19 protein-coding genes are annotated in these 23,120 nt (G+C 60.8%); 10 read left to right on the top strand and 9 right to left on the bottom strand.

Annotation, left to right across the window (positions count from 1 at the left end; translation table 11 throughout):
• Positions 1 to 3: 3 nt before the first annotated feature.
• The 5 genes from J5Y17_RS04600 to J5Y17_RS04580 are packed head-to-tail and all read left to right on the top strand — an operon-like array spanning position 4 to position 4,350.
• The gene (locus J5Y17_RS04600) at positions 4 to 1,422 is read left to right on the top strand and encodes an FAD-binding oxidoreductase (RefSeq protein WP_219784020.1); all 1,419 of its coding nucleotides are present in this window, start codon (positions 4 to 6) and stop codon (positions 1,420 to 1,422) included.
• Complete coding sequence (locus J5Y17_RS04595; RefSeq protein WP_219784019.1) at positions 1,419 to 2,018, top strand: NAD(P)H-dependent oxidoreductase; 600 nt, start codon at positions 1,419 to 1,421, stop codon at positions 2,016 to 2,018. Before J5Y17_RS04600 ends, J5Y17_RS04595 begins: the two co-directional genes overlap by 4 nt.
• The gene (locus J5Y17_RS04590; RefSeq protein ID WP_219784018.1) at positions 2,018 to 2,638 is read left to right on the top strand and encodes an NAD(P)H-dependent oxidoreductase; all 621 of its coding nucleotides are present in this window, start codon (positions 2,018 to 2,020) and stop codon (positions 2,636 to 2,638) included. The genes J5Y17_RS04595 and J5Y17_RS04590 overlap by 1 nt, the downstream gene beginning before the upstream one ends.
• On the top strand, positions 2,639 to 3,565 hold the full coding sequence (locus J5Y17_RS04585; protein ID WP_219784017.1) for an isopenicillin N synthase family oxygenase: 927 nt from the start codon (positions 2,639 to 2,641) through the stop codon (positions 3,563 to 3,565).
• Positions 3,562 to 4,350, top strand: a complete 789-nt coding sequence (locus J5Y17_RS04580; protein ID WP_219784016.1) for a creatininase family protein — start codon at positions 3,562 to 3,564, stop codon at positions 4,348 to 4,350. Before J5Y17_RS04585 ends, J5Y17_RS04580 begins: the two co-directional genes overlap by 4 nt.
• Before the next feature lie 72 nt (positions 4,351 to 4,422).
• Here J5Y17_RS04580 and J5Y17_RS04575 read toward each other — a convergent pair whose 3' ends face one another.
• The 4 genes from J5Y17_RS04575 to J5Y17_RS04560 all read right to left on the bottom strand — a co-directional run bounded on the left by J5Y17_RS04575 (position 4,423) and on the right by J5Y17_RS04560 (position 8,874).
• Positions 4,423 to 5,619 (bottom strand): ABC transporter permease, encoded by a 1,197-nt coding sequence (locus tag J5Y17_RS04575; RefSeq protein ID WP_219784015.1) that lies wholly within the window; start codon positions 5,617 to 5,619, stop codon positions 4,423 to 4,425.
• A complete protein-coding gene (locus J5Y17_RS04570) occupies positions 5,616 to 6,539 on the bottom strand; it encodes an ABC transporter permease (RefSeq protein ID WP_255571851.1) in 924 nt (307 codons plus the stop codon). The genes J5Y17_RS04575 and J5Y17_RS04570 overlap by 4 nt, the downstream gene beginning before the upstream one ends.
• Positions 6,536 to 7,639, bottom strand: coding sequence for an ABC transporter ATP-binding protein (locus tag J5Y17_RS04565; protein WP_219784014.1), 1,104 nt, complete (start codon positions 7,637 to 7,639; stop codon positions 6,536 to 6,538). Before J5Y17_RS04565 ends, J5Y17_RS04570 begins: the two co-directional genes overlap by 4 nt.
• A 65-nt stretch (positions 7,640 to 7,704) precedes the next feature.
• Positions 7,705 to 8,874: an extracellular solute-binding protein gene (locus tag J5Y17_RS04560; RefSeq protein WP_255571850.1), complete on the bottom strand. Its 1,170-nt coding sequence runs from the start codon at positions 8,872 to 8,874 to the stop codon at positions 7,705 to 7,707.
• A 291-nt stretch (positions 8,875 to 9,165) separates the two neighbouring features.
• Here J5Y17_RS04560 and J5Y17_RS04555 point away from each other — a divergent pair, with 291 nt between their 5' ends.
• On the top strand, positions 9,166 to 10,641 hold the full coding sequence (locus J5Y17_RS04555; protein ID WP_219784013.1) for a PLP-dependent aminotransferase family protein: 1,476 nt from the start codon (positions 9,166 to 9,168) through the stop codon (positions 10,639 to 10,641).
• Positions 10,642 to 10,660: 19 nt separating this feature from the next.
• Here J5Y17_RS04555 and J5Y17_RS04550 read toward each other — a convergent pair whose 3' ends face one another.
• Entirely contained in the window at positions 10,661 to 12,151 is a 1,491-nt protein-coding gene (locus J5Y17_RS04550; RefSeq protein ID WP_219784012.1) for an aldehyde dehydrogenase family protein, read from the bottom strand.
• Between the two features lie 168 nt (positions 12,152 to 12,319).
• On the opposite strand from J5Y17_RS04550, the gene J5Y17_RS04545 reads away from it, so the two are divergent.
• Positions 12,320 to 13,693: an aspartate aminotransferase family protein gene (locus J5Y17_RS04545; RefSeq protein WP_219784011.1), complete on the top strand. Its 1,374-nt coding sequence runs from the start codon at positions 12,320 to 12,322 to the stop codon at positions 13,691 to 13,693.
• A gap of 31 nt (positions 13,694 to 13,724) precedes the next feature.
• Here J5Y17_RS04545 and eutC read toward each other — a convergent pair whose 3' ends face one another.
• The 3 genes from eutC to J5Y17_RS04530 all read right to left on the bottom strand — a co-directional run bounded on the left by eutC (position 13,725) and on the right by J5Y17_RS04530 (position 16,687).
• Entirely contained in the window at positions 13,725 to 14,486 is a 762-nt protein-coding gene (eutC, locus tag J5Y17_RS04540; RefSeq protein WP_219784010.1) for an ethanolamine ammonia-lyase subunit EutC, read from the bottom strand.
• Positions 14,483 to 15,865, bottom strand: coding sequence for an ethanolamine ammonia-lyase subunit EutB (locus tag J5Y17_RS04535; protein WP_219784009.1), 1,383 nt, complete (start codon positions 15,863 to 15,865; stop codon positions 14,483 to 14,485). Before J5Y17_RS04535 ends, eutC begins: the two co-directional genes overlap by 4 nt.
• A 105-nt stretch (positions 15,866 to 15,970) precedes the next feature.
• Positions 15,971 to 16,687, bottom strand: a complete 717-nt coding sequence (locus tag J5Y17_RS04530) for a TetR/AcrR family transcriptional regulator (RefSeq protein WP_219784008.1) — start codon at positions 16,685 to 16,687, stop codon at positions 15,971 to 15,973.
• 220 nt (positions 16,688 to 16,907) lie between these two features.
• Here J5Y17_RS04530 and J5Y17_RS04525 point away from each other — a divergent pair, with 220 nt between their 5' ends.
• On the top strand, positions 16,908 to 18,083 hold the full coding sequence (locus J5Y17_RS04525; protein ID WP_219784007.1) for an efflux RND transporter periplasmic adaptor subunit: 1,176 nt from the start codon (positions 16,908 to 16,910) through the stop codon (positions 18,081 to 18,083).
• Positions 18,084 to 18,101: 18 nt separating this feature from the next.
• The gene (locus J5Y17_RS04520) at positions 18,102 to 21,212 is read left to right on the top strand and encodes an efflux RND transporter permease subunit (protein WP_219784006.1); all 3,111 of its coding nucleotides are present in this window, start codon (positions 18,102 to 18,104) and stop codon (positions 21,210 to 21,212) included.
• 80 nt (positions 21,213 to 21,292) lie between these two features.
• Here J5Y17_RS04520 and mntR read toward each other — a convergent pair whose 3' ends face one another.
• On the bottom strand, positions 21,293 to 21,703 hold the full coding sequence (gene mntR, locus J5Y17_RS04515; protein WP_219784005.1) for a manganese-binding transcriptional regulator MntR: 411 nt from the start codon (positions 21,701 to 21,703) through the stop codon (positions 21,293 to 21,295).
• 95 nt (positions 21,704 to 21,798) lie between these two features.
• Here mntR and J5Y17_RS04510 point away from each other — a divergent pair, with 95 nt between their 5' ends.
• Positions 21,799 to 23,118, top strand: a complete 1,320-nt coding sequence (locus tag J5Y17_RS04510) for an Nramp family divalent metal transporter (protein ID WP_219784099.1) — start codon at positions 21,799 to 21,801, stop codon at positions 23,116 to 23,118.
• The last annotated feature ends 2 nt before the right edge of the window (positions 23,119 to 23,120 follow it).

Here is a 23,120-nt window from a genome sequence, read left to right as displayed (position 1 = left end):
ATCATGACAGACAATATCGCCCCCAATATCGCTGCGGCCATGGCCGCCCTGTCCCATCTGGACATCGAAGAAAACCCCGCCACCGTCCGCAACAAATCGCGCGACTTCTTTTGGTATTCGCCGGTCTTGAAGGCCGAGATGGACCACCTTCAGGCTGATTTCGTGGTCAACCCGACCTCCGAGGCCGAGGTGATTGAGGTGCTCAAGACCTGTTACGAACATGACGTCCCCGTCACCTGTCGCGGCGGCGGCACCGGCAACTACGGACAAGCCATGCCGCTCGCGGGCGGCTGTGTCATGCATCTGACAAAGATGAACAAGATCAAAGAGATCGGCGCGGGCTATGTCGTCGCTGAACCCGGCATCATCATCAAGGAGATGGACGCCGAGCTAAAAGAAAAGTCCGGTCAGGAACTGCGCATGTTCCCCTCGACCTATTCGCAGGCCTCGCTTGGCGGTTTCATCGCGGGCGGCTCCGGCGGGGTCGGGTCGGCCAATTGGGGCGCTTTGCGAGATCTCGGCAACATCGACCGCCTGCGGGTGATCACCATGGAGGCCGAGCCCCGCGCGCTGGAGTTCACCGGCGAGGAGCTGCACCGCGTCTCGCATGCTTACGGCACCAACGGCATCATCACCGAGATCGAAATGCCGCTCGCCCCCGCTTACGAGTGGGTTGAAATGTTCGTGCGCTTTGACACCTTCCGCATGGCGACCGAGTTCGCCGGTGCTCTGACCTCCGAGCCGGGTATCCTGATCAAGCTCGCCTCCGTCTACGCCGCCCCCATCGCGCATAAATATTTCCAGCGCGTGAAGGCCCATGTCACCGAGAACGACCACCTCTGCGGCCTCATGGTCGCGCCGCAATCCATGGCGGGCTTCCAGACGCTTCTGGACCGCTACGAGGGCGCCGAAGTGATCTACCGCTCTGATGATGTGCAATGGGATCGCCACCCCGGCCCGGTCTATGAATATGGCTGGAACCACACCACGCTGCGGGCGCTCAAATTCGAGAAAGACCTGACCTATCTTCAGGTCCGCTATGGCGGGGACATCGAAAAAGTCATGCGCGCCTATGACGCGTTCAAAGACGATCTCTACATGCACCTCGAAGTCATGCGCGAGGGCGCCGGGATTTCCTTTGCCGGACTGCCGATTGTCTTCCCGAAAGACAAAGCCCAGCTCGACGATCTGGTCGCCAAACACGAGGCAATGGAGTGCATGATCTTCAACCCGCATCGCTACACCTTGGAAGAAGGCGGGCGTCAGTCCACGGACAAACGCCAGCTCGATTTCAAACGCGAGGCGGACCCGAAGGGCTTGCTCAACCCCGGCAAGATGATTGCTTGGGATGAGCCGGACTTCGACTATGCGGAGATGTATTCCTACGCCAAGATCACCCCGAAGCCCGAGGTGGCAGAATGAGTTCGACCGCCTCGAAGGGCCGCGTCCTCGTCCTCTACGCCCACCCATGCCCGGAAAGCTTTAACGCGGCGGTGCATGAGGTGGTCGTGGAGACGCTCACCAAATCCGGCTGGGAGGTTGATGACTGCGATCTCAACGTCGAGGGCTTTCAACCGGTGCTCACGATGGAGGACCGTCGCGGCTATCACGACGAGCCCGCCAATATCGAACCAGTGCGCGAATACGTCGAGCGGCTTCAGGCCGCCGACGCGCTGGTGATGGTCTTCCCGGTGTGGAATTTCGGCTATCCAGCGATCCTCAAGGGCTTTCTCGACAGGATTTTCCTTCCCGGTGTGTCGTTCAAACTGAAAGACGGCAAGGTGCGTCCGGGGCTCACCAATATCAAAAAGCTCTACGCCTGCACGACCTATGGCGGCACACGCTGGCGCGCGATGATGAACGGCGATCCGCCGCGCAAATGCGTCACACGGCCGGTGTGGTACGCCTGTGGCATGCCGAAGAAGAAATATATCGCCTGCTACGACATGAACCGCAACGAAGAGCCGAAACTCAAAGAGCATCTTGAACGGGTGCGGCGCGAGATGGAGATGATGTGATGCAACGCGCCCTCGTCGTCTATTGTCACCCGCGCGAGACCTCGTTTAACCGCGGCATCCGTGACCTCGTGGTCGCGCGCCTTGAGACCGCAGGCGTCGACTACCGCCTGCGCGATCTCTATGCCGAGGGCTTCGATCCGGTGCTCTCCGCGCACGAACACGAAATATACGAAAACGTGCCGGAAAATCGCGTCCTGGTGGACCGCGACTGCACCGACCTTGAGTGGTGCGACAGCCTGATCTTCGTCTATCCGACTTGGTGGTATGGGTTGCCCGCGATGCTCAAGGGCTGGCTTGACCGCACCATGGTCTCGGGCGTGGCCTTCATAATGCCGCAAAAAGAGGGTGAGGACATCAAGCCTGGTCTGACCCACATCACCAAGCTAGGGGTCTTTACCACCTGCGGTGCCTCGCGCTGGCTGACGTTCTTTGTCGGCGCGCCAGGCAAACGCACGCTGATGCGTGGGCTTCGGGTGATCTTGGCCAAGCGTTGCAAAACCGCCTTTGCTGCGCATTTTCTGATGGACAGCTCGACACCGGAAAGCCGCGCCAAGCACCTCACGCGGGTGCAGAAGCGACTGGATAAATTGATCGCGGCGCCTGCGCCGAAGGAGGGGTAAATGGACATTCCCGTTCTCGACTGGCAACGCTTTGCCACAGGATCCGATGTTGTCGGCTTTGTGCGGGACCTCGGGCGTGCCTGCCGCGACACCGGGTTTTTCCTCGTCTCAAACCACGGCATCCCCGACGACCTGATCGCGGATGTTTTCGCCAAGGGGGACGCATTCTTCGCGCTGCCCGTGGCGAGAAAAGCGAAAATCGACATTCGCAACAACCCGCACAACCGGGGCTGGGCCTGTCAGGGCTCTGAAGCTTTGGACGAAAAATCCGGCCAGATGGACCGTAAAGAGGCCTTCAATGTGGGCTTTGACCTGCCCGCAGACGATCCGCGTGTGCTGGCGGGTGAGCCGTTTCGTGGCGTGAATGTCTGGCCTGACGTGCCGGGCTTTCGCGATACCATGCTCGACTATTATGACGCCGTGCTGCACCTCTCGGTCGCGCTGCACCGTGCGTTCGAGATGGATCTGAACCTGCCCGAAGGCTACTTCCCGCCGCACTTCACCGAACCGATGGCGACGCTCCGTGTTCTCTCCTATCCGGCGGCGCCCGACGGAGAAGGCATCGGCGCGGGGGCGCATACGGATTACGGCTCCGTCACCATGCTCATGACCGACGGTGTCGGCGGCCTGCAAGTCAAACCGCGCGGCGGCGACTGGATCGACGTGCCGCATGTGCCGGGGGCCTATGTGGTCAACATCGGCGACTGTCTGATGCGTTGGTCGAATGACATTTACGTCTCGACCCCGCACCGGGTGCTGCCGCCGAAAACTGCCCGCCGCTCCATCGCCTTTTTCCTCGACCCGAACCCCGACAGCGTGATTGCCGCCCTGCCGGGCACGGGCGAGGCCAAATACCCCGCCGTCACCGGCGCCGATTATCTGCGGTCGCGGCTGGACGCGACCTACACTCCGAAGGACGTAAAATGAGACGCTTTGATTGGGCCGAGTTCCGCACCACGGAATTCGCCGACTTCGACCCCGAAAAAACCATCGTCATTCTGCCCACGGCAGCCGTGGAACAGCATGGGCCACACCTGCCGGTGGGCGTGGACACCTACATCAACGAGGGCATGCTGGCCGAGTTGCGCGCCACCTGCCCCGACGATCTCGACATCCTGATCCTGCCGGTGCAGGCGGTTGGCAAATCGAACGAGCACATCCACGCCAAAGGCACGCTGACCTACACGGCCAAGACCGCGCTCGACGCCTGGACTGAGATCGGGCTTTCGGTCGCTCGCGCCGGCCTCAAGAAGATGGTGATCGTCAACTCCCATGGCGGCAATCTCGACCTGATTTCCATTCTGGGGCGTGAGCTCAGGGTGCAAGCGGGCATGATGGTCGTGAAATGCCAATGGGGCAATTTCGGCAAACCCGAGGGCATGTATAGCGCGCAAGAGAGCACCTACGGCATCCATGGCGGCGATCTTGAGACCTCCTTGATGCTACATTTCAAACCGCATCTGGTGGATATGGAGAAGGCCGAGGATTTCCGCTCAACGGCTGAGACCGCGCCGATTTCTCCGATTGGTCCGGTGAACCTCGCGTGGGTATCGAAGGATTTGAACCCGAAAGGCACGGTGGGCGAGGCGCATTTGGCGACGGCTGAAAAAGGCGCTGCCACCTGTGCGCATCAGGTGGCTGGGTTTGTTGAGATGCTCAAGGAATTGCGCGATTTGTCGACCGAGGGCTACGCGCGGACCATTCCAGATTGAGTGGTTTCACAAAGGGCGAGCGCCAGCGGCGCTCTTCGGGCGAAGAAAAAGGGGGCCATTTGGCCCCCTTTCCTATTCCTCAGGTTTCGGCGCAGTGATCCCACCGAACGCCCCACCAAAGGCCGAGGGGCTTTCGGGCTTCGGAGCGGCTGGCGCCTCAGGCGCAGGTGTCCCACCTCCAAGCCCGCCGAACGCGCCGCCGAAGGCTGAGTTCGATTTCGGCAAGGTAGATTGCTGCTCCGCCTCCTGCGCTTCGATCCGCGCCCGCTGTTCGGCCCGCAGCTCTTCCTGACGATCCAGCTTCTCCTGCAACACAGCCGCCTCACAGACCGAGCTGTCATATTGCGAGCCCGCGTAAGAAATGCCGCCGATCACCGTCACGAGGATCGCAAAGACGATGCCGGGATGGGTCAGTGCCCGCGTCACCGGATTGGCGTAAAGCGGCGAACGTGACGCGCGACCACCGCTCTCGGCCTCTTTGCGGCGCTGATAAGCCTCGTTGGTCAGCGCGCCAACCAACGTGAGCGTGATGATGATCACTGCCAAGGCCGACAAGGATGGGTCCGTGCCGTGGCGCACTTTGGACGCCAGCGCCGTGGTGAAGGTGCTCTCTGAGAGAACCGTGAACACAGTCGTGTTGTAGTTCTCGAAAGAGGCCAAGAGCGTGATAAACGCCGCAGAGCCAATCGCGGGCGCCATGAAGGGCAAGAGGATCTTGCGAAACGCCTGACCGGGAGTGGCGCCCAAATCGAGTGCGGCTTCGGTCTGGGTCGCGTCAAAGCGTTGAAGTCGCGCGATGAACACCAACATGGCGTAGGCGGACACAAAGGTGATCTGACCCACGATGGTCAGGAAATAGCCATTGTAAAGAAACCCCGCGCCCGTGCCACGCGTGATCTGGCCCCAAAGCACAATGGTCGAAATCCCGAGCACAACGCCGGGGATCAGGATCGGCAGGATCAGCACTGTGTAAAGCATCGAGCGCAGCTTTGCAGGCAGTTCGGACAAGGCTAAAGCCCCTGCAAGCCCGATGGGCACAGCCAAGGCGACAACGCCCACCCCGATGATGACGGAGTTCATCAGCCCTTCCATCAAACGCGCGTTGCCGAACAACTCTCCAAACCAGCCCGTGGTGAAACACTCCCACGGCGCCACACGCGGAAACCGCGAGGAGTTGAAAGCGGTGGTCGCCATGATCACGAGCGGACCGAACAGGAAAGAGAAGAAGGCAAGCGCATAAGCGCCTCCGAAAAGCGTATGCCTGTTCATTTGCCAATCTCCCCGACGGAAACCTTGAACACGCGCATCATCAGCAAAACAAAGCTGATACAGGTCACCAAAAGCACCACGGCATAGGCCGAGCCTCTGGGCCAGTTCGAGGACTCGTTAAACCACTGATAGATGAGCTGCGTGAACCACAGGGACGACGGCCCGCCCAAGATCTGCGGCGCGGCCAGCGCACCTGCGGTCAGCATAAAGACCATGGTCGCCCCCGAGACGATGCCGGGTTTGGCCATCGGCAAAACCACCCGCCAATGCACCCGCCACAAAGGCGAGCCCATGTCGCGGGCGGCTTCGACCTGGGTGTGATCCAGCGCTTCGATGGCGTTGTACATCGGGAAAACCATCAGGAGGATATAGGCGTAGGCAAGGCCACAATAGAGCGCAACATCGGCGCGGATGAAATCCACCGGCGCGTCCCAAAGCCCCATTTGCATGCCCCAGGTATTGACCACCCCCGTCGAGCCAAAGAGCACGCGAAAGGCAAAAGCACGCAGGATTTCATTGATCCAATAAGGAATGATCAGCCCGATCACCATGAGCCGCGCGGCGACGCCCTTGGCGCCATGGGCGAGGATATAGGCGATGGGATAGCAGATGAGCACATCAATCACGGTCACGATCAGCGCCGCAATCAACGTGCGGATCAGGATCGTGATGTCGAGCGTGTTAAACGAGCCGTCCGCGTTGAAGAAAAAGCTGCGATATTGCTCGAGCGTATAGTGATCCGCCTCAGTGCCGAGCTGATCGACCGGCAGGTTAAAGCGGAAAGAATAATTCAGCATCGAGAGCTGCGGGAGGGTAATGAAGACCACGACCCAAAGCGTCACCGCGATGGCAATGAACAGCGCGGCGCCCATGCCGTGTTTGGCGAGCAAGGTGGTGTAGGCGAGCTTCAGCTGTTTCATGATTCACTCGCCATATGGCCGACCGGAAGGATCGTCGCGTTCATCGGCTGAAACCCCAGAGAGAGGCTTTCGCCCTGCCCCGGAAGGCTGCCCGCCAGCCCCGCGTTCACCATGGAGATGCGCAGCTCGGTGTCTCCGGCTTTCGCAAAGACATGATTGGTCGCGCCCTCGAATTCCTGCCGCGTGAGCGTGGCAGGAAAGGCGTTTTCACTCGCTCCGGGGATGAGCTGTTCTGGGCGCACAAACAAAAGCGCCTCGTCACCTGCCTTGTATTTGCGCCCGCCACCGACACGCGCCTCGAACGTGCCCATGGGCGTCTCAAGGGCTGCCAAGTCGCCCGACTGCCCCTTAATGACACCTTGCAATGCATTGTTTTCGCCGACGAAAGATGCCACGAAGGCGGAGCGAGGCCGGTTGTAGATGCGATCCGGTTCACCCACCTGTTCGATCACGCCCCGGCTCATGACGGCCACGCGATCAGACATGGTCAGCGCCTCGCCTTGGTCGTGGGTGATGTAGATGAAGGTCACGCCAACCTGCTTTTGAATGGCGCGCAGCTCTGTGCGCATGTGCTGGCGTAGCTTGAGATCGAGCGCCGACAAAGGCTCGTCCAAGAGCAAAATATCCGGCTCAACGGCCAGCGCGCGGGCAATCGCCACGCGCTGTTTCTGGCCGCCTGACAGTTCCGAGACCTTCTTGTCGCCGATCCCCGGCAGGGCAATCATGTCCAACAGCTCGTCCGCCTTTTTACGGCGCTCTTTTTTGGACACGCCCCGAACCTCCAGAGGAAAGGCGATATTCTCCGCCACGGACATCAGCGGGAAGAGCGCCAGATGTTGGAAAATCAACGCGGTCGGACGTTTGTTCGGGCCGACACCGGCCATATCCTTGCCGCCGATCAGCACCTTGCCTTCGGTCGGCTCGGAAAAGCCGGAAATACAGCGCAGCATGGTGGTTTTCCCGCAGCCAGACGGCCCGAGAAAGGAAAAGAATTCGCCGGAATTGATTTTCAGATTGGCATTATCGACGGCGGTGAAATTGCCAAAACGGATGGAGACGTGATCGAGGAGGACGGAGCGGTCCGGGGTCTGGTCGGGCATGTTGCCTCTCTTATGAATTGAACGTGAAAAGGCCCCGCGCATGTCCGCACGGGGCCAGATCTGAATTAGGCGGAGAGGAATTTATTGGTGAATTCGGTGCGCATTTCCGAATACCACGGCGCCTCTGCGGGCCAGGCGTTGAGGTTGCCCAAAGCCTCACCCGGATAGGCGTCGGCGAAGTTTTTGGCATAGATCTCACCGCCAAAGGCATCCGCACCCAGTACGGGCGAGTTGTAGCCATGGGTCTTGATCGCCTCACCAGCCCATTCGGGGTTGTAGCAGGCCTCGATGAAGGCATAGGCCTGTTCGATATTGGTGGCACCCGTCGGCATCGCCATGCCATCAACCCAAGCCATCGCCCCCTCGACCGGCGCACGGTACATCACCGGCTCGCCTTCGTTCTTCAGCGCGATCGGCGGGCCATCCCAGGTCTGGCCGACGATGACACCTTCGTTCAAAAGACCGTTCTTCTGGGTGTCAGCATCGTTCCAGATCAGCTTGATATTGCCTTTCTTTTCAATCGCATGCTCGACCAACATAGTCCAGACCTCGGTCATTTTCTCCGGCGTCTCATAGGCGGCCCACATGGAGCCGGGCTCCATCATGCCGAGGCGTTCCATGCCAAGGCCAAGACCCAAGAGCATGGAGTGACCGCGGCCCATAGTTTTGCCCGCATTGGCGTCGTCCCAGATGTCGTAATAGGACGGGAACTCGCCCGCCGGCGTGAACATGTCAGTGCGCCACGCGACGCCTTCGGTCCCCCAGATATGCGGCACCCAGAAGGTGCCTTCGCCACCGAAGTTCCAGTGTTTCTCCCCCAAAGCCATTGCTGGGTTGACCTTTTCAATGGCGATTTTCGACATGTCGAAGGGCTGCAACAGGCCCAGTTCCGCCCACAAAAGGTTGCGGTTCACGGTCGGCGACACGATGTCGAAGCCTTCGCCGCCAGTCGCTTTGAGCTTGTTGATGATCTCCTCGTTGGAGCCGATGCCGGTGAAGTTGAGCTTGATGCCGGTCGAGCCCTCGAACGCTGTCACAAAGCTTTCCGGCAGGTAATCAGACCACATCATCACATTGATCTCGCCCGAAGACGCGAGCGCAGAGCGGCTCACGATGGCGGGTGCCGCCAGACCGCCGAGCACGGTCGCGGTGCCTTTCAGGAACGAGCGGCGTTTGAGGCCCGTCGCGCCCCCGATCGTGGTAGCACCAGATGTGGTGGATTTGAGTTTTGTCATGTCACTCCCCGTGATGTTTTGATTTTTGTTTGCCCTTCGAGGGTTGCGAGGCTTCGCCCCCTTGAAAACGCCGCGGCCCGACTGTTGTCCTTGAACCGCTCATCGGAAAGCCTATGGGGCCGTCTTCTGCTCAATTTAGAGCCAGAAGGGGCAAACTATAGGACCAGAGGCGCTTTCCCCTCTGGACGGCTCGGCGCTGCACAATAGAGTGGCGTTGACGTTAGGAGAGTGCCTGCCGCACTGGCAGCAACGAAACGGGCGCCGATGCCCCTCAGCAAAAGATCAGACACCATGCTGGACCGGTATTTCGAACAGGGTTTTGACCAAAGCGCCTCGCTTCAGCATCAAATTCAGGAACGCCTCATTCAGGCCATTCTCGACGGCGCGCTCTCGCCCGTCGATCCGCTGCCCTCGTCGCGCGAATTTGCCAAGACCCTCAAGGTCTCGCGCAACACGATCTCGATTGTCTATGACCGGCTGCATCAGGACGGGTTCATCACCGCGAAGCCCCGGCGCGGCTATTTCATCGACGAGAATTTCGTCCGCGAAAAACTCAACGTCGCGCCACCACGCCGACAGAGCGGTGGCGGAACGCCCCCCGATTTCAACCGCTTTCTGCCGCGAAGGTTTTCCGACCAGATGAACATCGACAAGCGCAAAGACTGGCGGCGCTTTCCCTACCCGTTCCTCTATGGTCAAGTCGGACGCGATGAAATCTCAGTCGCGCGCTGGCGCGATTGCCTGCGCCGAGCGGGCACGACGCGCCATGTCGGGTCCTGGGCGGATGACCGCGTTGATGCCGACGATCCGCTTTTGCTCGACCAAGTCTCACGCCGTATCCTGCCCCAGCGCGGGTTTCGCGCCGACGCCGATGAGTTGCTGATCACGGTGGGGGCGCAGAACGCGATCTGGATGGTGGCCAACCTGTTCCTCGCGCCGGGTCGCAGCATTTTCATCGAGGACCCCGGCTATGTCGATGCACGCAACATCTTCGCCGCCCAAGGTGCCCGCGTCGTCCCCGTCCCGGTGGATCGCAAGGGGTTAAAACCGGGGCCGGAGCTGGCCGAGGCCGATCTGGTGTATCTCACGCCGGGGCATCAGAGTCCGACCAATATCACCATGCCGATGGAGCGCCGTCTCGCTATTCTTGAGGCAGCCGCCGCGCAGGATTTCCTAATCTTAGAAGACGATTACGAACACGAGCTGAACTTCGTCGGCGCCCAGCACCCCACGCTCAAGGCGCTTGATGCCACAGGTCGGGTGATCCACATTGGCTCGCTGACGAAACCGCTGTTTCCCGGCATCCGGCTGGGGTTCATCGCCGCTGACCGCGAGGTGATCCGGGAGCTGCGTCACCTGCGGCGCCTGATGTATCGCCACCCCTCTGCGCTGGCACAACGGGCCATGGCGCTGTTTCTGTCCGAAGGCCATTACGATGCCCACATCCGGCGGCATCGCCGGGGCATGGCAGAGAAATGGCGCGAAATGCTGCGTGAGATCGACCGACAACTGCCCGGCTGCGAGGTGACCATGACCACTGGCGGCTCGGGCGTCTGGATCACGCTGCCCGAGGGTGTCGAGGCGGGCATAGTCAAAGAAGAGGCCGAGGCACGTGGGGTCTTGGTCGAAGACGGCACGCCGCATTACCTGCGCTCGGATGCGCCGCGAAACAGGCTACGGCTGGGCTTCGGGGCGATTGACCTCAACAAGATCGCGTCGGGAATTTCAGAGTTGAGTGCGGTGATTGAGGGGCTGGCGTCTTCGTGAATACGAGAGCATGAAGCCCTTAGTCCATCGCGATCACAATCGTCTTGGACCGCGTGAAATGCGCAAGCATAGCCTCCAGCGATGCCTCCTTACCCAACCCCGAACGCCCGAAGCCCCCGTAGGAGACATTGGGCTGGATCGTCAGGTTTTGATTCACCTGTACATAGCCCGCGTTGAGCCGCGATGTGGCATCCAACGCGCGGGACAGGTTTTCGGTCCAGACCGTGGCGGCCAGCCCGTAGCGGCTGTCGTTGGCTTTCGCAATCACATCCTCATAGTCGGACCATTTTTGAATGACCGCGACGGGGCCGAAAATCTCGTTCTGCACACAGGGGTGATCTTCGGGCAAATCGAGCAAAAGCGTCGGTAGAGCAAAGAGATCGGGCGTCAGATCGGCGCTTTCGGGCAGCGTGCCGCAGCGGATCACACGCGCGCCCTCTGTGCCCTCGGCTTGCGCCACATAGCCCGCGACCACGGCGGCCTGTTTGGCGTTGATAATCGTGCCAATATCCGTTGCCTCGTCCAGCGGATCGCCGATTTTGAGCGTGTTCAGCTCTTTGATAAGCGCTGAGAGGAAGGCGTCATAGAGACTTTTATGCACATAAATCCGCGACGATGCGGTGCAGCTTTGCCCCTGCCGCGTGAAGCGCATGCCGGAGATGGCGCCCGCCACCGCCTTGTCCAGATTGGCGTCGTCGCAGATGATCATCGGGGATTTGCCGCCCAATTCCAAAGACACCGGCACGATGCGCTCGGCGCCGGCTTTGTAGACGGTTTCGCCCACGGCCTCTGAGCCGGTGAAGGTGATTTTGGCGACATCCGCATGTGCGGTCAACGCCGCGCCACAGTCCGCGCCCGTGCCATTGATCACGTTCAAAACGCCGTCGGGCAGGAATTGCATAAGGATGTCTGCGGCCAGATAGGTGGCAAAAGGCGCCTCCTCAGACGCCTTCACCACCACCGTATTGCCCGCCACCAAAGCGGGCGCGATCTTGAGCATCATCAGGACCAAAGGCACGTTCCACGGCACGATCGCGGCGACCACACCCAGAGGTTCGCGGGTGGTCATGGTCAACATGTGCGGGCTGAACGGGATGGTTTCGCCTTTGAGCTCGGACCCCAATCCGCCATAGAATTCAAGGATATCTGCGGCGGTCTTCACCTCGCCCCTGCATTCCGTGCGGATGGCTTTTCCGGTCTCGCGGGCCAGAACCTGCGCGACGATTTCGAAATGCTCCAACAGGGCGCGCCCGCCCGCGGCCACCGCCTTGCCACGTTCTCGTGCGGGCATCGCGGCCCAGCCCGAACCCGCCACATTCGCCGCCGCCACCGCCGCCTCGGTCTCCGCCGCGCCCGAGGCCGCCGCTTGCCCCAGAACCGCGCCCGTCGCCGGGTTCAAAACATCAAGACCCTGGCCCACGGCCACCTGCACGCCCCCCACGAGATTGAGGTTGCGATAGGCGGCGATTGCGGCCACAGCGTCGGCGGGAGGGGTAAATGTCTGTGTCATGCCCCCTTCCTTGCCGCAAAATCATCGGCCGCAAAGGTACCAGTGAATGGAAAAAATGAGTCCAGAAGCCCGCTGCCATTGATCTGCCCTTATAATTGCTTTTGACTGAGACTATGACCGCTCGCGCACACCCGATTGGATTGTCGGGTCAAGAATGGAGTTTCCCCAATGCATGACAATGATCTCTCCGCCATCGTCGAGGCCGACCGCGCCCACGTCTGGCACCACATGTTCCAGCACCAGCTTCTGGAAAGCCGTGATCCGCGGATCATTGTCGAGGGCAAAGGTATGTCGGTTTGGGACCAGAACGGGCGCGAGTTTCTAGATGCGGTGTCCGGCGGCGTCTGGACGGTGAACGTCGGTTACGGCCGCGAACGGATCGCCAATGCGGTGCGCGATCAGCTGATTAAGATGAACTATTTCGCGGGCTCTGCGGGCTCTGTTCCCGGCGCGAAATTTGCCGAGGTTCTGACCGCGAAAACGCCGGGCCTCACCCGCATGTATTACTGCAACTCCGGATCGGAAGCCAATGAAAAGGCTTTCAAAATGGTGCGTCAGATTTCTGCGCAACGCTACGGTGGAAAGAAGTCGAAAATCCTCTACCGCGACCGCGATTACCATGGCACAACCGTGGCGACCCTCTCGGCCTGCGGCCAGCAACAGCGCGCCACGCATTACGGTCCCTTCGTGCCGGATTTCGTCGAGGTGCCGCATTGCCTTGAGTACCGCAAACAGTGGGACGTCGAGAATTACGGCGAACGTGCCGCCGAGGCCATCGAGGAGGTGATCCTGCGCGAAGGCCCCGACACCGTGGGCGCGCTCTGTCTTGAGCCGGTGACCGCGGGCGGTGGCGTGATCGTGCCCCCGAAAGGCTATTGGGAGAAGGTGCAGGAGATCTGCAAGAAATACGACATTCTCCTGCACATCGACGAGGTCGTCTGCGGCATGGGACGCACGGGCGAGTGGTTCGGTTATCAGAACTACGGCATCAAACCGGATTTCGTGACCACCGCAAAAGGCGTCGCCTCGGGCTATGCCGCCATCGCCGTGATGCTGACCACCGACGAAGTGTTCGGCATGTTCAAGGACAACGCCGAGGACCCGCTGAACTATTTCCGCGACATCTCGACCTTTGGCGGCTGCACCGGCGGTCCGGCGGCGGCAATTGAAAACGTGGCGATCATTGAGGAAGAGGGGTTGCTCGACAACACCAAAGTGATGGGCCAGCGCCTGATGGACGGCCTCGACGAGCTGATGGACAAACATGCGCTCATTGGCAACACACGCGGCCTTGGCCTGTTCTGTGGCGCGGAACTGGTGGCGGATCGCGAGACCAAAGAACCGCTCTCTGAAAAGCTGGTGCAGGCGGTGGTGGCCGAATGCGACAAGCAAGGCGTGATCATCGGCGCGACCAACCGCTCCGTGCCGGGCTTTAACAACACGCTGTGCTTCTCGCCGGCCTTGATCTCGAAAGCCGATGACATCGACCGCATTCTGGACGCGGTGGACAATGGCCTGACGACTGTTGCAGCGGCGACGTAAGACGTTCGATCAACTAATTGATAAATCTGGATTATGCCCCGTCGATCAACGGGGCATTTTCTGTTTCAACAGCCCCGCTTTCTTCCTTGAGGCCAGTGCCGGTCAACCCGCGCTCAAGTGCCGCGCGGGTCAGCCAGGCGATCTTCGAGGCCGCTTGATCATAGCTCATGCCGCCCTTGCCATGGATATTCGACAGGCAGTTGCGCTGGCTGTCTTTTGTGCCGGGTTTCGGCGCATAAGTCAGATAGGCGCCGAGGCTGTCCGCAACCGTGAGGCCGGGCCGCTCGCCGACCAATAGCACCACGAGACGCGCGCCGAGCGCTGCGCCGATCTCATCCCCGATGGCAACGCGGGCTTGGGTGGCAATCGTGACAGGACCAAGGATGAGGCCGTCGAGTTTCTCGGAGGCCGCATGAACAACAGCCGCAGCATGAGCCTGCACCGCCGCCGAGGACAGGCCATCTGCGATGACGAAGGCCACGTCGCAAGGCGTGCGGGCGTTAAGCTTCTCAGCCTCACCCGCCCCAAGTTTGCGACCAAGGTCAGGACGGCGCAGATAACTCGCACGATCCATAGCTGCGGAGGTGACGCGGATCACCTCGAAGGGCGCAAGTTCCGCCTCCAGAGCCGCCACATCCAAAGCCGAATGCACCGCATCGCGGGCGCGGGCATGGGCAAATTGGAATTCGAGATTTGCCCCCGTTGGCAGTCCCGCGCCTGAACGACCCAACCCGATCCGCGCGGGCGTGGCGGCTCGGAGTTTGGACCAAGCGTCTTTCACGATGTCACTCATTGCGCTGCCTCCAAGAGCCGCGCCGCGCCAAGATCGCTTTGCAACAGATGGCCTGTCTCCGACACCAGCCCCATCGCCTCCAACCACGCCTCAAACTCCGGCGCCGCCCTGAGCCCCAGCGCATTGCGCAGGTAGGCGATGTCGTGGAACGACAGGCTTTGGTAATTCAGCATGATGTCATCGGCACCCGGCACCCCGATCAGGAATTGCGCGCGGGCATTGGCCAAGAGCGTCATCAAGACGTCCATGTCGTTCTGATCCGCCTCCGCGTGATTGGTGTAACAGACATCACAGCCCATCGGCAGGCCAAGGAGCTTGCCGCAGAACACATCCTCCAACCCTGCGCGGATGATCTCCTTGCCATCGTAGAGATACTCCGGCCCGATGAAACCGACGACAGTGTTGACGATCAGCGGATCATAGGCGCGACAGACGGCATAGGCGCGCGCCTCCAAAGTCTGTTGGTCGATGCCGTGATGAGCATCAGCGGACAAAGCACTGCCCTGCCCGGTTTCGAAATACATCACGTTCTGACCGACCGTGCCCCGGTTCAGCGACAGCGCGGCATCATGCGCCTCTTTGAGCATCGACAGCGTGACGCCAAACCCCTCATTCGCGGCCTCGGTGCCCGCGACGGACTGGAACACCAGATCAAGCGGCGCACCGCGCTCGATGATCTCGATGGAGTTGGTGACATGAGTCAACACACAGCTTTGCGTCGGGATGTCGTATCGGCTGCGCAGGTCATCGAGCATCGACAACAAAGTCATCGCGGTCGGAATATTGTCGGTCGCCGGGTTGATGCCAATCACCGCATCACCAACCGCATAAGAGAGACCGTCGAGGGTGGAGGCGACGATGCCCTTCAGGTCGTCCGCCGGATGATTGGGTTGCAGACGCGAGCCGATGCGGCCCTCGAGACCCAACGTGCTGCGAAACGCGGTCACGACGGTGATTTTACGCGCCACGGCAATGAGATCACGGTTGCGCATGAGTTTAGACACAGCGGCGGCCATTTCAGGCATCAGCCCCGGCGCGAGCGCCTTGAGCGCGGAAGGCGTAGCCGCATCGGACAAAAGCCAGTCACGGAATTGACCGACCGTCATATGGGACACGATTGCAAAGGCTTCGGCGTCGTGACTGTCGACAATCAGGCGCGTGACCTCATCCTCCTCATAGGGGATCAGAAGGTCTTCGAGGAAGGCTTTCAACGGAAGATCCGCCAGCACCATCTGGGCGGCGACGCGCTCCACATCACTCTCGGCGATCAGCCCGGCCAACGCATCGCCAGACCGCGCAGGCGTGGCCTTGGCCATGACCTCCGCGAGGGTTTTGAACCGGAAATTTTCGCCGCCAAGCGTGCAGGAATATGCGCTCATGTCGTGTCTCGTCTCTGTCGTCCGTCACGAGACCTTACCGCGCGATACGGCAAAGGCCCGCGATTTCGACACACGCGCCGGATCGCAGCCTCCCCTGCCTCATTTTCAGTCAGACGCGCCCAAGTTTTTCGCACCGCACCCGTGGAGAAACAGCGAAATCGCCAGATCGCGGCGGCGCACCATTTCTTCGGGTGAGGGATCGCACTCGACGCAAAGCAACAGCCGCGGCACCGGGTCCTCGAAAGTCAAATTGACCAACATTTCCGCTGCAAGCGCGGCAGAGTCGGGCGCAAGTTCGATCTCGCCAGCCTTACTGGCGCGGGCCAGCTCTTCGGAGACATGTCCGATCAACCGCCCTCGCCCGTTCTCAAGCAATTGCCGCGACAGGACGGGATAGGTGTGCGCCCGCGCGATCAGCGTGCGCAGGAATTCCAGCTTGCTGTTTTCGGCCCCCGGCGGCTTGTTCAAGGTCAGCAAAATCTGCAGCCGCTCGGTCAGAGAGCGCCCCTGATCTTCGGGCTTCAAAGGGCGGAAAATCCGCTCTCCCATGCGCGAAATCACCCGCCCCAAAAGTGCCTCATGGCCGTCAAAATGCTCATAGAGCGTGCGCTTCGACATGCCCGCCCGGCGCGCAATGGCGGCCATAGTGACATTGTCAAAGCCGCCCTCGGTCAAAAGTGAACTGGCCGCTTCAAGGATCCGCTCCTCGCGCGCCGCCATATCCATTTGCACCGGTCGCCCGCGTCGCCGCGCGGTCGGGGCATCGCTGTCACATGCGTCGGTTTCGTTTGGCGCCCCATTTGGTGCCTGTTTTTTCGCCATCTGCTTCATCCCACAGCCATTGAGCGGTGACGCACAGCCACAAGCCGTCGCGTCGCTTTACAAAACTATCGGGTTTCTTTAATCAAAATTCAAGCATAACTCGTAAATCAAAATATGACGCACGTTTGACATACACAAATGTCATAGAATTCGCCGGGCCGCGCGCCCGCTTCCCTTCCCCCGGTCTGTAAAGGCCGGGCTGTTTTCGTCGGAGACCCTCATGAACAGCCCTCACCTTCCCTTCTTGCGCCAGGCGCTGCCCGCTCTCGCCCTCACTCAGGCCCTCGCAGTGGCCGTGCCGGCGCTGGCACAAGACGGTCCGCCACCGGCCGCCGTGACCGTCGTGACGCTGGAAGCTCAGGATGTGACCCTGTCTGCGCCGCTGCCCGGCCGTGTCGCGGCCTCCTCCGCCGCAGAAGTGCGCCCGCAGGTGAGCGGCATCATCCAATCGCGTCTGTTCCAAGAGGGCAGCACGGTCACCGAAGGCGATCCGCTCTATCAAATCGACGCCGCCACCTATGAAGCACAAAAAGCCGTTGCCGAAGCCAGCTTGGCCCAAGCCAAAGCCGCACTGAAATCGGCAGAGATCGAATACAACCGTCAAGAAGAACTGCGCACCCGCAACGTCGTGGCTCAACAGAACCTCGACAGCGCCATCGCCGCCCGCGATTCCGCCGCAGCCGCGGTGAAAGTGGCCGAAGCGAACCTGTTGTCCGCCGAGATTGATCTGGAACGCACGCAAATTCGCGCGCCGATCTCCGGTGTCACCGGCTTTAGCGAGATCACCCAAGGTGCTCTGGTCACTGCCGGTCAGGCCAATGCCCTGACCACGATCCGCGCCCTGGACCCGATCTATGTTGACGTGACCCAAGCCGCCGCAGACATTCTGCGCTGGCGCCGGAGCGGCTCTGAGATCGACTCGGTCGAGGAGTATGACCAGAGCGTCACCCTGACCCTGTCGGATGGCGAAAGCTATGAATATAGCGGTGAGCTTTCTGCCGCTGAGCCCTATGTGAACGAAGACACCGGCACGACCGTGCTGCGCCTGTCCTTCCCGAACCCGGAGCATTTCCTGTTGCCGGGCATGTATGTTCAGGTCGAAATGCCGCAAGGCGTGGTGCCCAATGCCGTGCTCGTGCCGCAACAGGCGGTCAGCCGCGACCGCCGTGGTCGCCCGATGGCCTTGGTCGTCAATGCCGAGAACGTCGTCGAACAACGCATTCTGAACGTCGAAAGCGATCAGGGCGCGAATTGGGTGGTCACCGAAGGTGTGGCCGCAGGCGACCGCGTGATCGTCGCCGGTCTGCAAAAAGCCGCACCGGGCGCCACCGTGGCGCCGCAGGAACAGGCCTCCTCCGAAAGCGCGGCTGACGCAGCCGACGCCTCGAACAACTGATCCTCGAAAGGACCTCTCATGGCCCGCTTTTTCATCGACCGCCCGGTCTTTGCCTGGGTGATTTCCATCCTGATCATGGGGATCGGCCTGTTGTCGATCTTCACCCTGCCCGTGGCGCAGTATCCGCAGATCGCGCCGCCCTCCGTCTCCGTGCGTGCCACCTATCCCGGTGCCTCGGCGGAAACTGTGGCCAACACCGTCACCCAGATCATCGAACAACAGATGACGGGTCTCGACGGCATGCGCTACATGTCTTCCTCGTCCACATCTTCCGGCTCCTCGCAGATCACGCTGACCTTCGAGACCGGCACCGACCCGGACATCGCTCAGGTGCAGGTGCAAAACAAGCTGTCACAGGCCACGGCCCTGCTGCCCGATGCGGTGCAACGTCAGGGTGTCACCGTGCAGAAGTCCTCAGCCGGCTTCCTGATGGTAATCGGGGTGATTTCCGAGGACGGCAGCATGGATCAGTCCGACCTCTCGGACTATCTGAACTCCAACCTCGTGGATGCGTTCAGCCGGATCGAGGGCGTAGGCGGCACGCAGGTGTTCGGCGCGAAATACGCCATGCGCATCTGGCTTGACCCCTCGAAACTTGCTGCTTTCGACATGACACCGACGGATGTGACGGGTGCAATCTCCGGCTATAACGCCCAGATTTCCGCTGGTTCTTTCGGATCCATGCCTTCGCCTGACGGTCAGGCCTTTACCGCCACGATCACCGCGCAGTCGTTGTTGGAAACCCCGGAAGATTTCCGCAACATCATCCTGCGCTCGGAACAGAACGGCGGGCTCGTCCTGCTCGAAGATGTGGCCCGTGTCGAAGTTGGCGCAGAAAACTATATGGCCATCGCGGAGTATAACGGCAAACCGGCCTCCGGGATGGCAATCCAGCTGGCGCCTGGCGCCAACGCGCTCGATACCTCGCACCGTGTGCGGGAGATGATCGACGAATATGCTGAATATTTCCCAGAGGGCATGACGTATGTGATCCCTTACGACACCACGCCCTTCATCGAAATCTCGATCCATGAGGTGCAGAAAACCCTGATCGAAGCCATCGTTCTGGTGTTCTTCGTGATGCTTCTGTTCCTTCAAAACCTCCGCGCGACGCTCATTCCAACGCTTGCCGTGCCGGTCGTGATCCTCGGCACCTTCGCAATCCTTGCCGCATTCGGGTTCTCGATCAACGTGCTCACGATGCTCGCCATGGTGCTCGCCATCGGCCTCTTGGTTGATGACGCAATCGTGGTGGTGGAGAACGTCGAGCGGATCATGGAAGAAGAGGGCCTTGGCCCCCGTGAAGCCACCAAGAAATCCATGGGCCAGATCACCGGCGCACTTGTGGGCATCGCCCTCGTGCTCTCTGCTGTGTTCATTCCCATGGCCTTCTTCGGCGGCTCCACCGGCGTGATCTATCGCCAGTTCTCGATCACCATCGTCTCTGCGATGATGCTCTCCGTGCTGGTCGCTCTGACCCTGACACCCGCGCTCTGTGCCACGATCCTGCGGGGCAAGGACGTACACCATGAGCCGCGTGGGCCGTTCGGTTGGTTCAACAAAGCCTTCGACAAACTCTCCGGCGGCTACGGCGGCACGGTCGGTTTTATCATCCGTCGTCCGTTGCGCATGATGGCGGTCTATGCCCTCATGGGCGGCGGCATCGTATGGCTTTTCCTGCAGACTCCCACTGGCTTTTTGCCCGATGAGGATCAGGGCATCATGATGGCGCTCGTGCAGGGGCCGTCAGGCTCGACCGCAGAGAACACCCAAGCCGCCACGGATCAGATCCGCGACTACTTCCTCAACGCCGAAGGCGAAAATGTGGAGTCGGTCTTTTCCGTCGTGGGCTTCTCGTTCGCAGGTGTGGGACAAAACAACGGTCTCGCCTTCATCCGTCTCAAAGACTGGGAGGAACGCCCCGAGGCTCAGCAATCCGTGCAAGCCATGGCGGGTCGCGCTTTCCCCGCGATGATGGGCATTCAAGAGGCACAGGCCTTCCCCATCGTACCGCCTGCGGTGATCGAACTGGGCAACGTCTCTGGCTTTGACTTCTATCTTCAAGCCCCGGCCGGTCAGAGCCACGAACAGCTTCTCGAAGCGCGCAACCAGCTTTTGGGCATGGCCTCGCAAAGCCCGCTCATCGCCTCCGTGCGTCCCTCGGGGCTTGAGGATGCGACCCAGTACAAACTCGACATCGACTGGCGCGCTGCCGGTGCCATGGGGGTCAACCCCTCCGAGGTTGGCAACACGCTGTCGATCGCGATGGCTGGCTCCTACGTCAACGACTTCAACGACCAGGGCCGCACCAAGCGCGTCTACGTGCAGGGCGAACCCGATGCCCGCGCCACGCCGAGCGATCTGCAAAAATGGCGCGTGCGCAACACCTCGGGCGAGTTGGTGCCGTTCTCGAACTTCACCTCCGAGCGCTGGATTTACGGTCCGCAGGGTCTGAACCGCTACAACGGCACGCCGTCGATGCAGATTCAGGGCTCCCCTGCTCCGGGTGTCTCCACCGGTGAAGCCATGGCGGAAATCGAAAGCCTTGTGGATCAGATCCCCGGCAACTTTGCCGTGGCCTGGACCGGCCTGTCGCTTGAAGAGCGCGAATCCGGCTCACAAGCGCCGATGCTCTACATGCTCTCTTTGGCTGCGATCTTCTTCTGTCTCGCCGCCCTCTATGAGAGCTGGGCTATCCCCTTCTCCGTCATGCTCGCCATGCCGGTAGGCATCTTGGGCACGCTCTTCACGGCTTGGCATTTCGGCTTCCAGAACGGTGTGTTCTTCCAAGTGGGTCTTTTGACCGTGATCGGTCTGACCGGTAAGAACGCCATTCTGATCGTCGAATTCGCCCGGGAACAGGTCGAGGCAGGCAAGCCGATCCTTGAGGCTGTGCTGACCGCCGCGAAACAGCGTTTCCGCCCGATCGTCATGACCTCGATGGCCTTCTCCTTGGGTGTTGTGCCGCTGGTTCTGTCCACAGGCGCGGGTGCAGGTGGCCGGATGGCCGTGGGCGCCGCCGTGCTCGGCGGGACCATCACAGGGACGGCTCTTGGTATCCTCTTCGTGCCGCTGTTCTTTGTGATCATCTACAAGATCTTCGGCGGCAAGAAAAAAGCGACTGCCTAAAACACACTGCCGGATTGGCTTAACAGAAAAAGGAAAAGGCCGGGCATTTTGCCCGGCCTTTCTCATTTCTGGCCGTCGATTTACTTGCCCTGCAAGAACCGCTCAAAGGCTTTGAGCGTCTGCTCAGAGACATGATGCTCGATCCCTTCGGCATCAAGTTCCGCAACCTCTTCGGGCACCCCTACCGCCCTCAAAAGCGCCACCACCGTCCGGTGCCGCGCCCGCACGCGCTCGGCCAGCGCCGCGCCCTCTTCGGTCAGAAACACGCCGCGGTAGGGCCGCGAGGTGGCAAAGCCTTCACGTTTGAGGCGGGAGACGGCCTTGGTCGCGGTCGGCTGTGCAACGCCCATACGTTCGGCGATGTCCGCCACCCGCGCCTCGCCCAGCTCCGCGATCAGATCGCCGATCATCTCGACGTAATCCTCAATGAGGGCGACAGATTGCGCCTCGCGTGCGCGGGCAAAGCGATCCGCCTGATCCACGTCTGTCATCGCCCTCTCCCCTTATGCTGCGCTTGCGAAAACTTCGATTGATTTAAATATAGCATAGGCTATACATCATCTATAAGGCAATAGATGTGAGTCTGATGCAAAACTCCACACGGCAATCCTCCAGCCGACAGGACCTGACGCGCCGCACCCAAAACGGCATCACCGCCGTCCTCACCGGACAGCGCCACGGCTGGCGCAGCCGGTTTCTCTTTGCCGGCCCCGCGATCATCGCCTCGGTGGCTTATATGGACCCCGGCAATTACGCGACGAACATTCAGGCAGGCGCGGGCTATGGCTATACGCTCCTGTGGGTCGTGCTCTTGGCCAACCTGATCGCCATGCTGTTTCAGGCGCTCTCTGCCCGGTTGGGCATCGTCACCGGCAAGAACCTCGCCGAACTGTCGCGTGATCACCTGCCCCGGCCTTTGGTCTGGGTGATGTGGGCGGTGAGCGAGGTAGCCGCCATGGCGACCGATCTCGCAGAATTCCTGGGCGGTGCCATTGGGCTTGCGCTTTTGTTCAACCTGCCGCTGATCGTCGGCATGGGGATCACCGCGATTGTGACCTATGGCATCCTGATTTTCGAGGGCCGCGGGTTTCGCCCGATGGAGTTGATCATCGGCGCCATGGTGGGCCTCATAGGCCTCTGTTATCTCGCGGAAATCCTCATCGCCCCCATCGATTGGGGTGCCACGGCGACCGGCCTTGTGACGCCCAATCTGCCCGACGCTGCCGCGCTGACCATCGCCGTCGGCATCATCGGTGCGACCGTGATGCCCCATGCGATTTACCTGCACTCCGGCCTGACACAATCGCGCGCCGTGATGCGGGACGACACCGACCGCCGGCGCGTTTTGAGCTATTCCAACACCGAAGTGGTTCTGGCCCTCGCCGTCGCAGGCATGGTCAATATGGCGATGGTCATGATGGCCGCCAGCGCCTTTCACCAAGGTCATTCCGAGGTGGCCGAGATCGAAACCGCCTATCACACGCTCACGCCGCTTTTGGGCGCGGCGGCCGCCGCGATTTTCCTGACCTCGCTGATTGCCTCGGGGATTTCCTCGTCAGTCGTGGGCACCATGGCCGGTCAGATGATCATGCAGGGCTTCCTGCACATCCGCATCCCGATTTGGCTCCGGCGTCTGATCACCATGGTCCCGGCCTTTGCCGTGGTCGCCATGGGGGTAAACGCCACCGAGGCCTTGGTGATGTCGCAGGTCGTGCTGTCGATTGCCCTGCCCGTGCCAATGCTGGCGCTGTTGTATTTCTCAGCTAAGCGCGACGTGATGGGCGCGTTTCGGATCGGGCCGGTCTTGCGCGTGCTGGCCGTCCTGGGCGCCTGCGCCGTCTTGGGCCTCAACTTCGTACTGTTGGCTGAAACCTTCGGCCTGCCGATCCCCTTCCTTGCGCAATAAAA

It is taken from the genome of Celeribacter sp. PS-C1 (genome assembly GCF_019429625.1).
In the GTDB taxonomy this organism is placed as follows: domain Bacteria; phylum Pseudomonadota; class Alphaproteobacteria; order Rhodobacterales; family Rhodobacteraceae; genus Celeribacter.
Note: the sequence above shows the minus strand (reverse complement) of the source record. Positions and strands in the feature narration are given on the sequence as shown.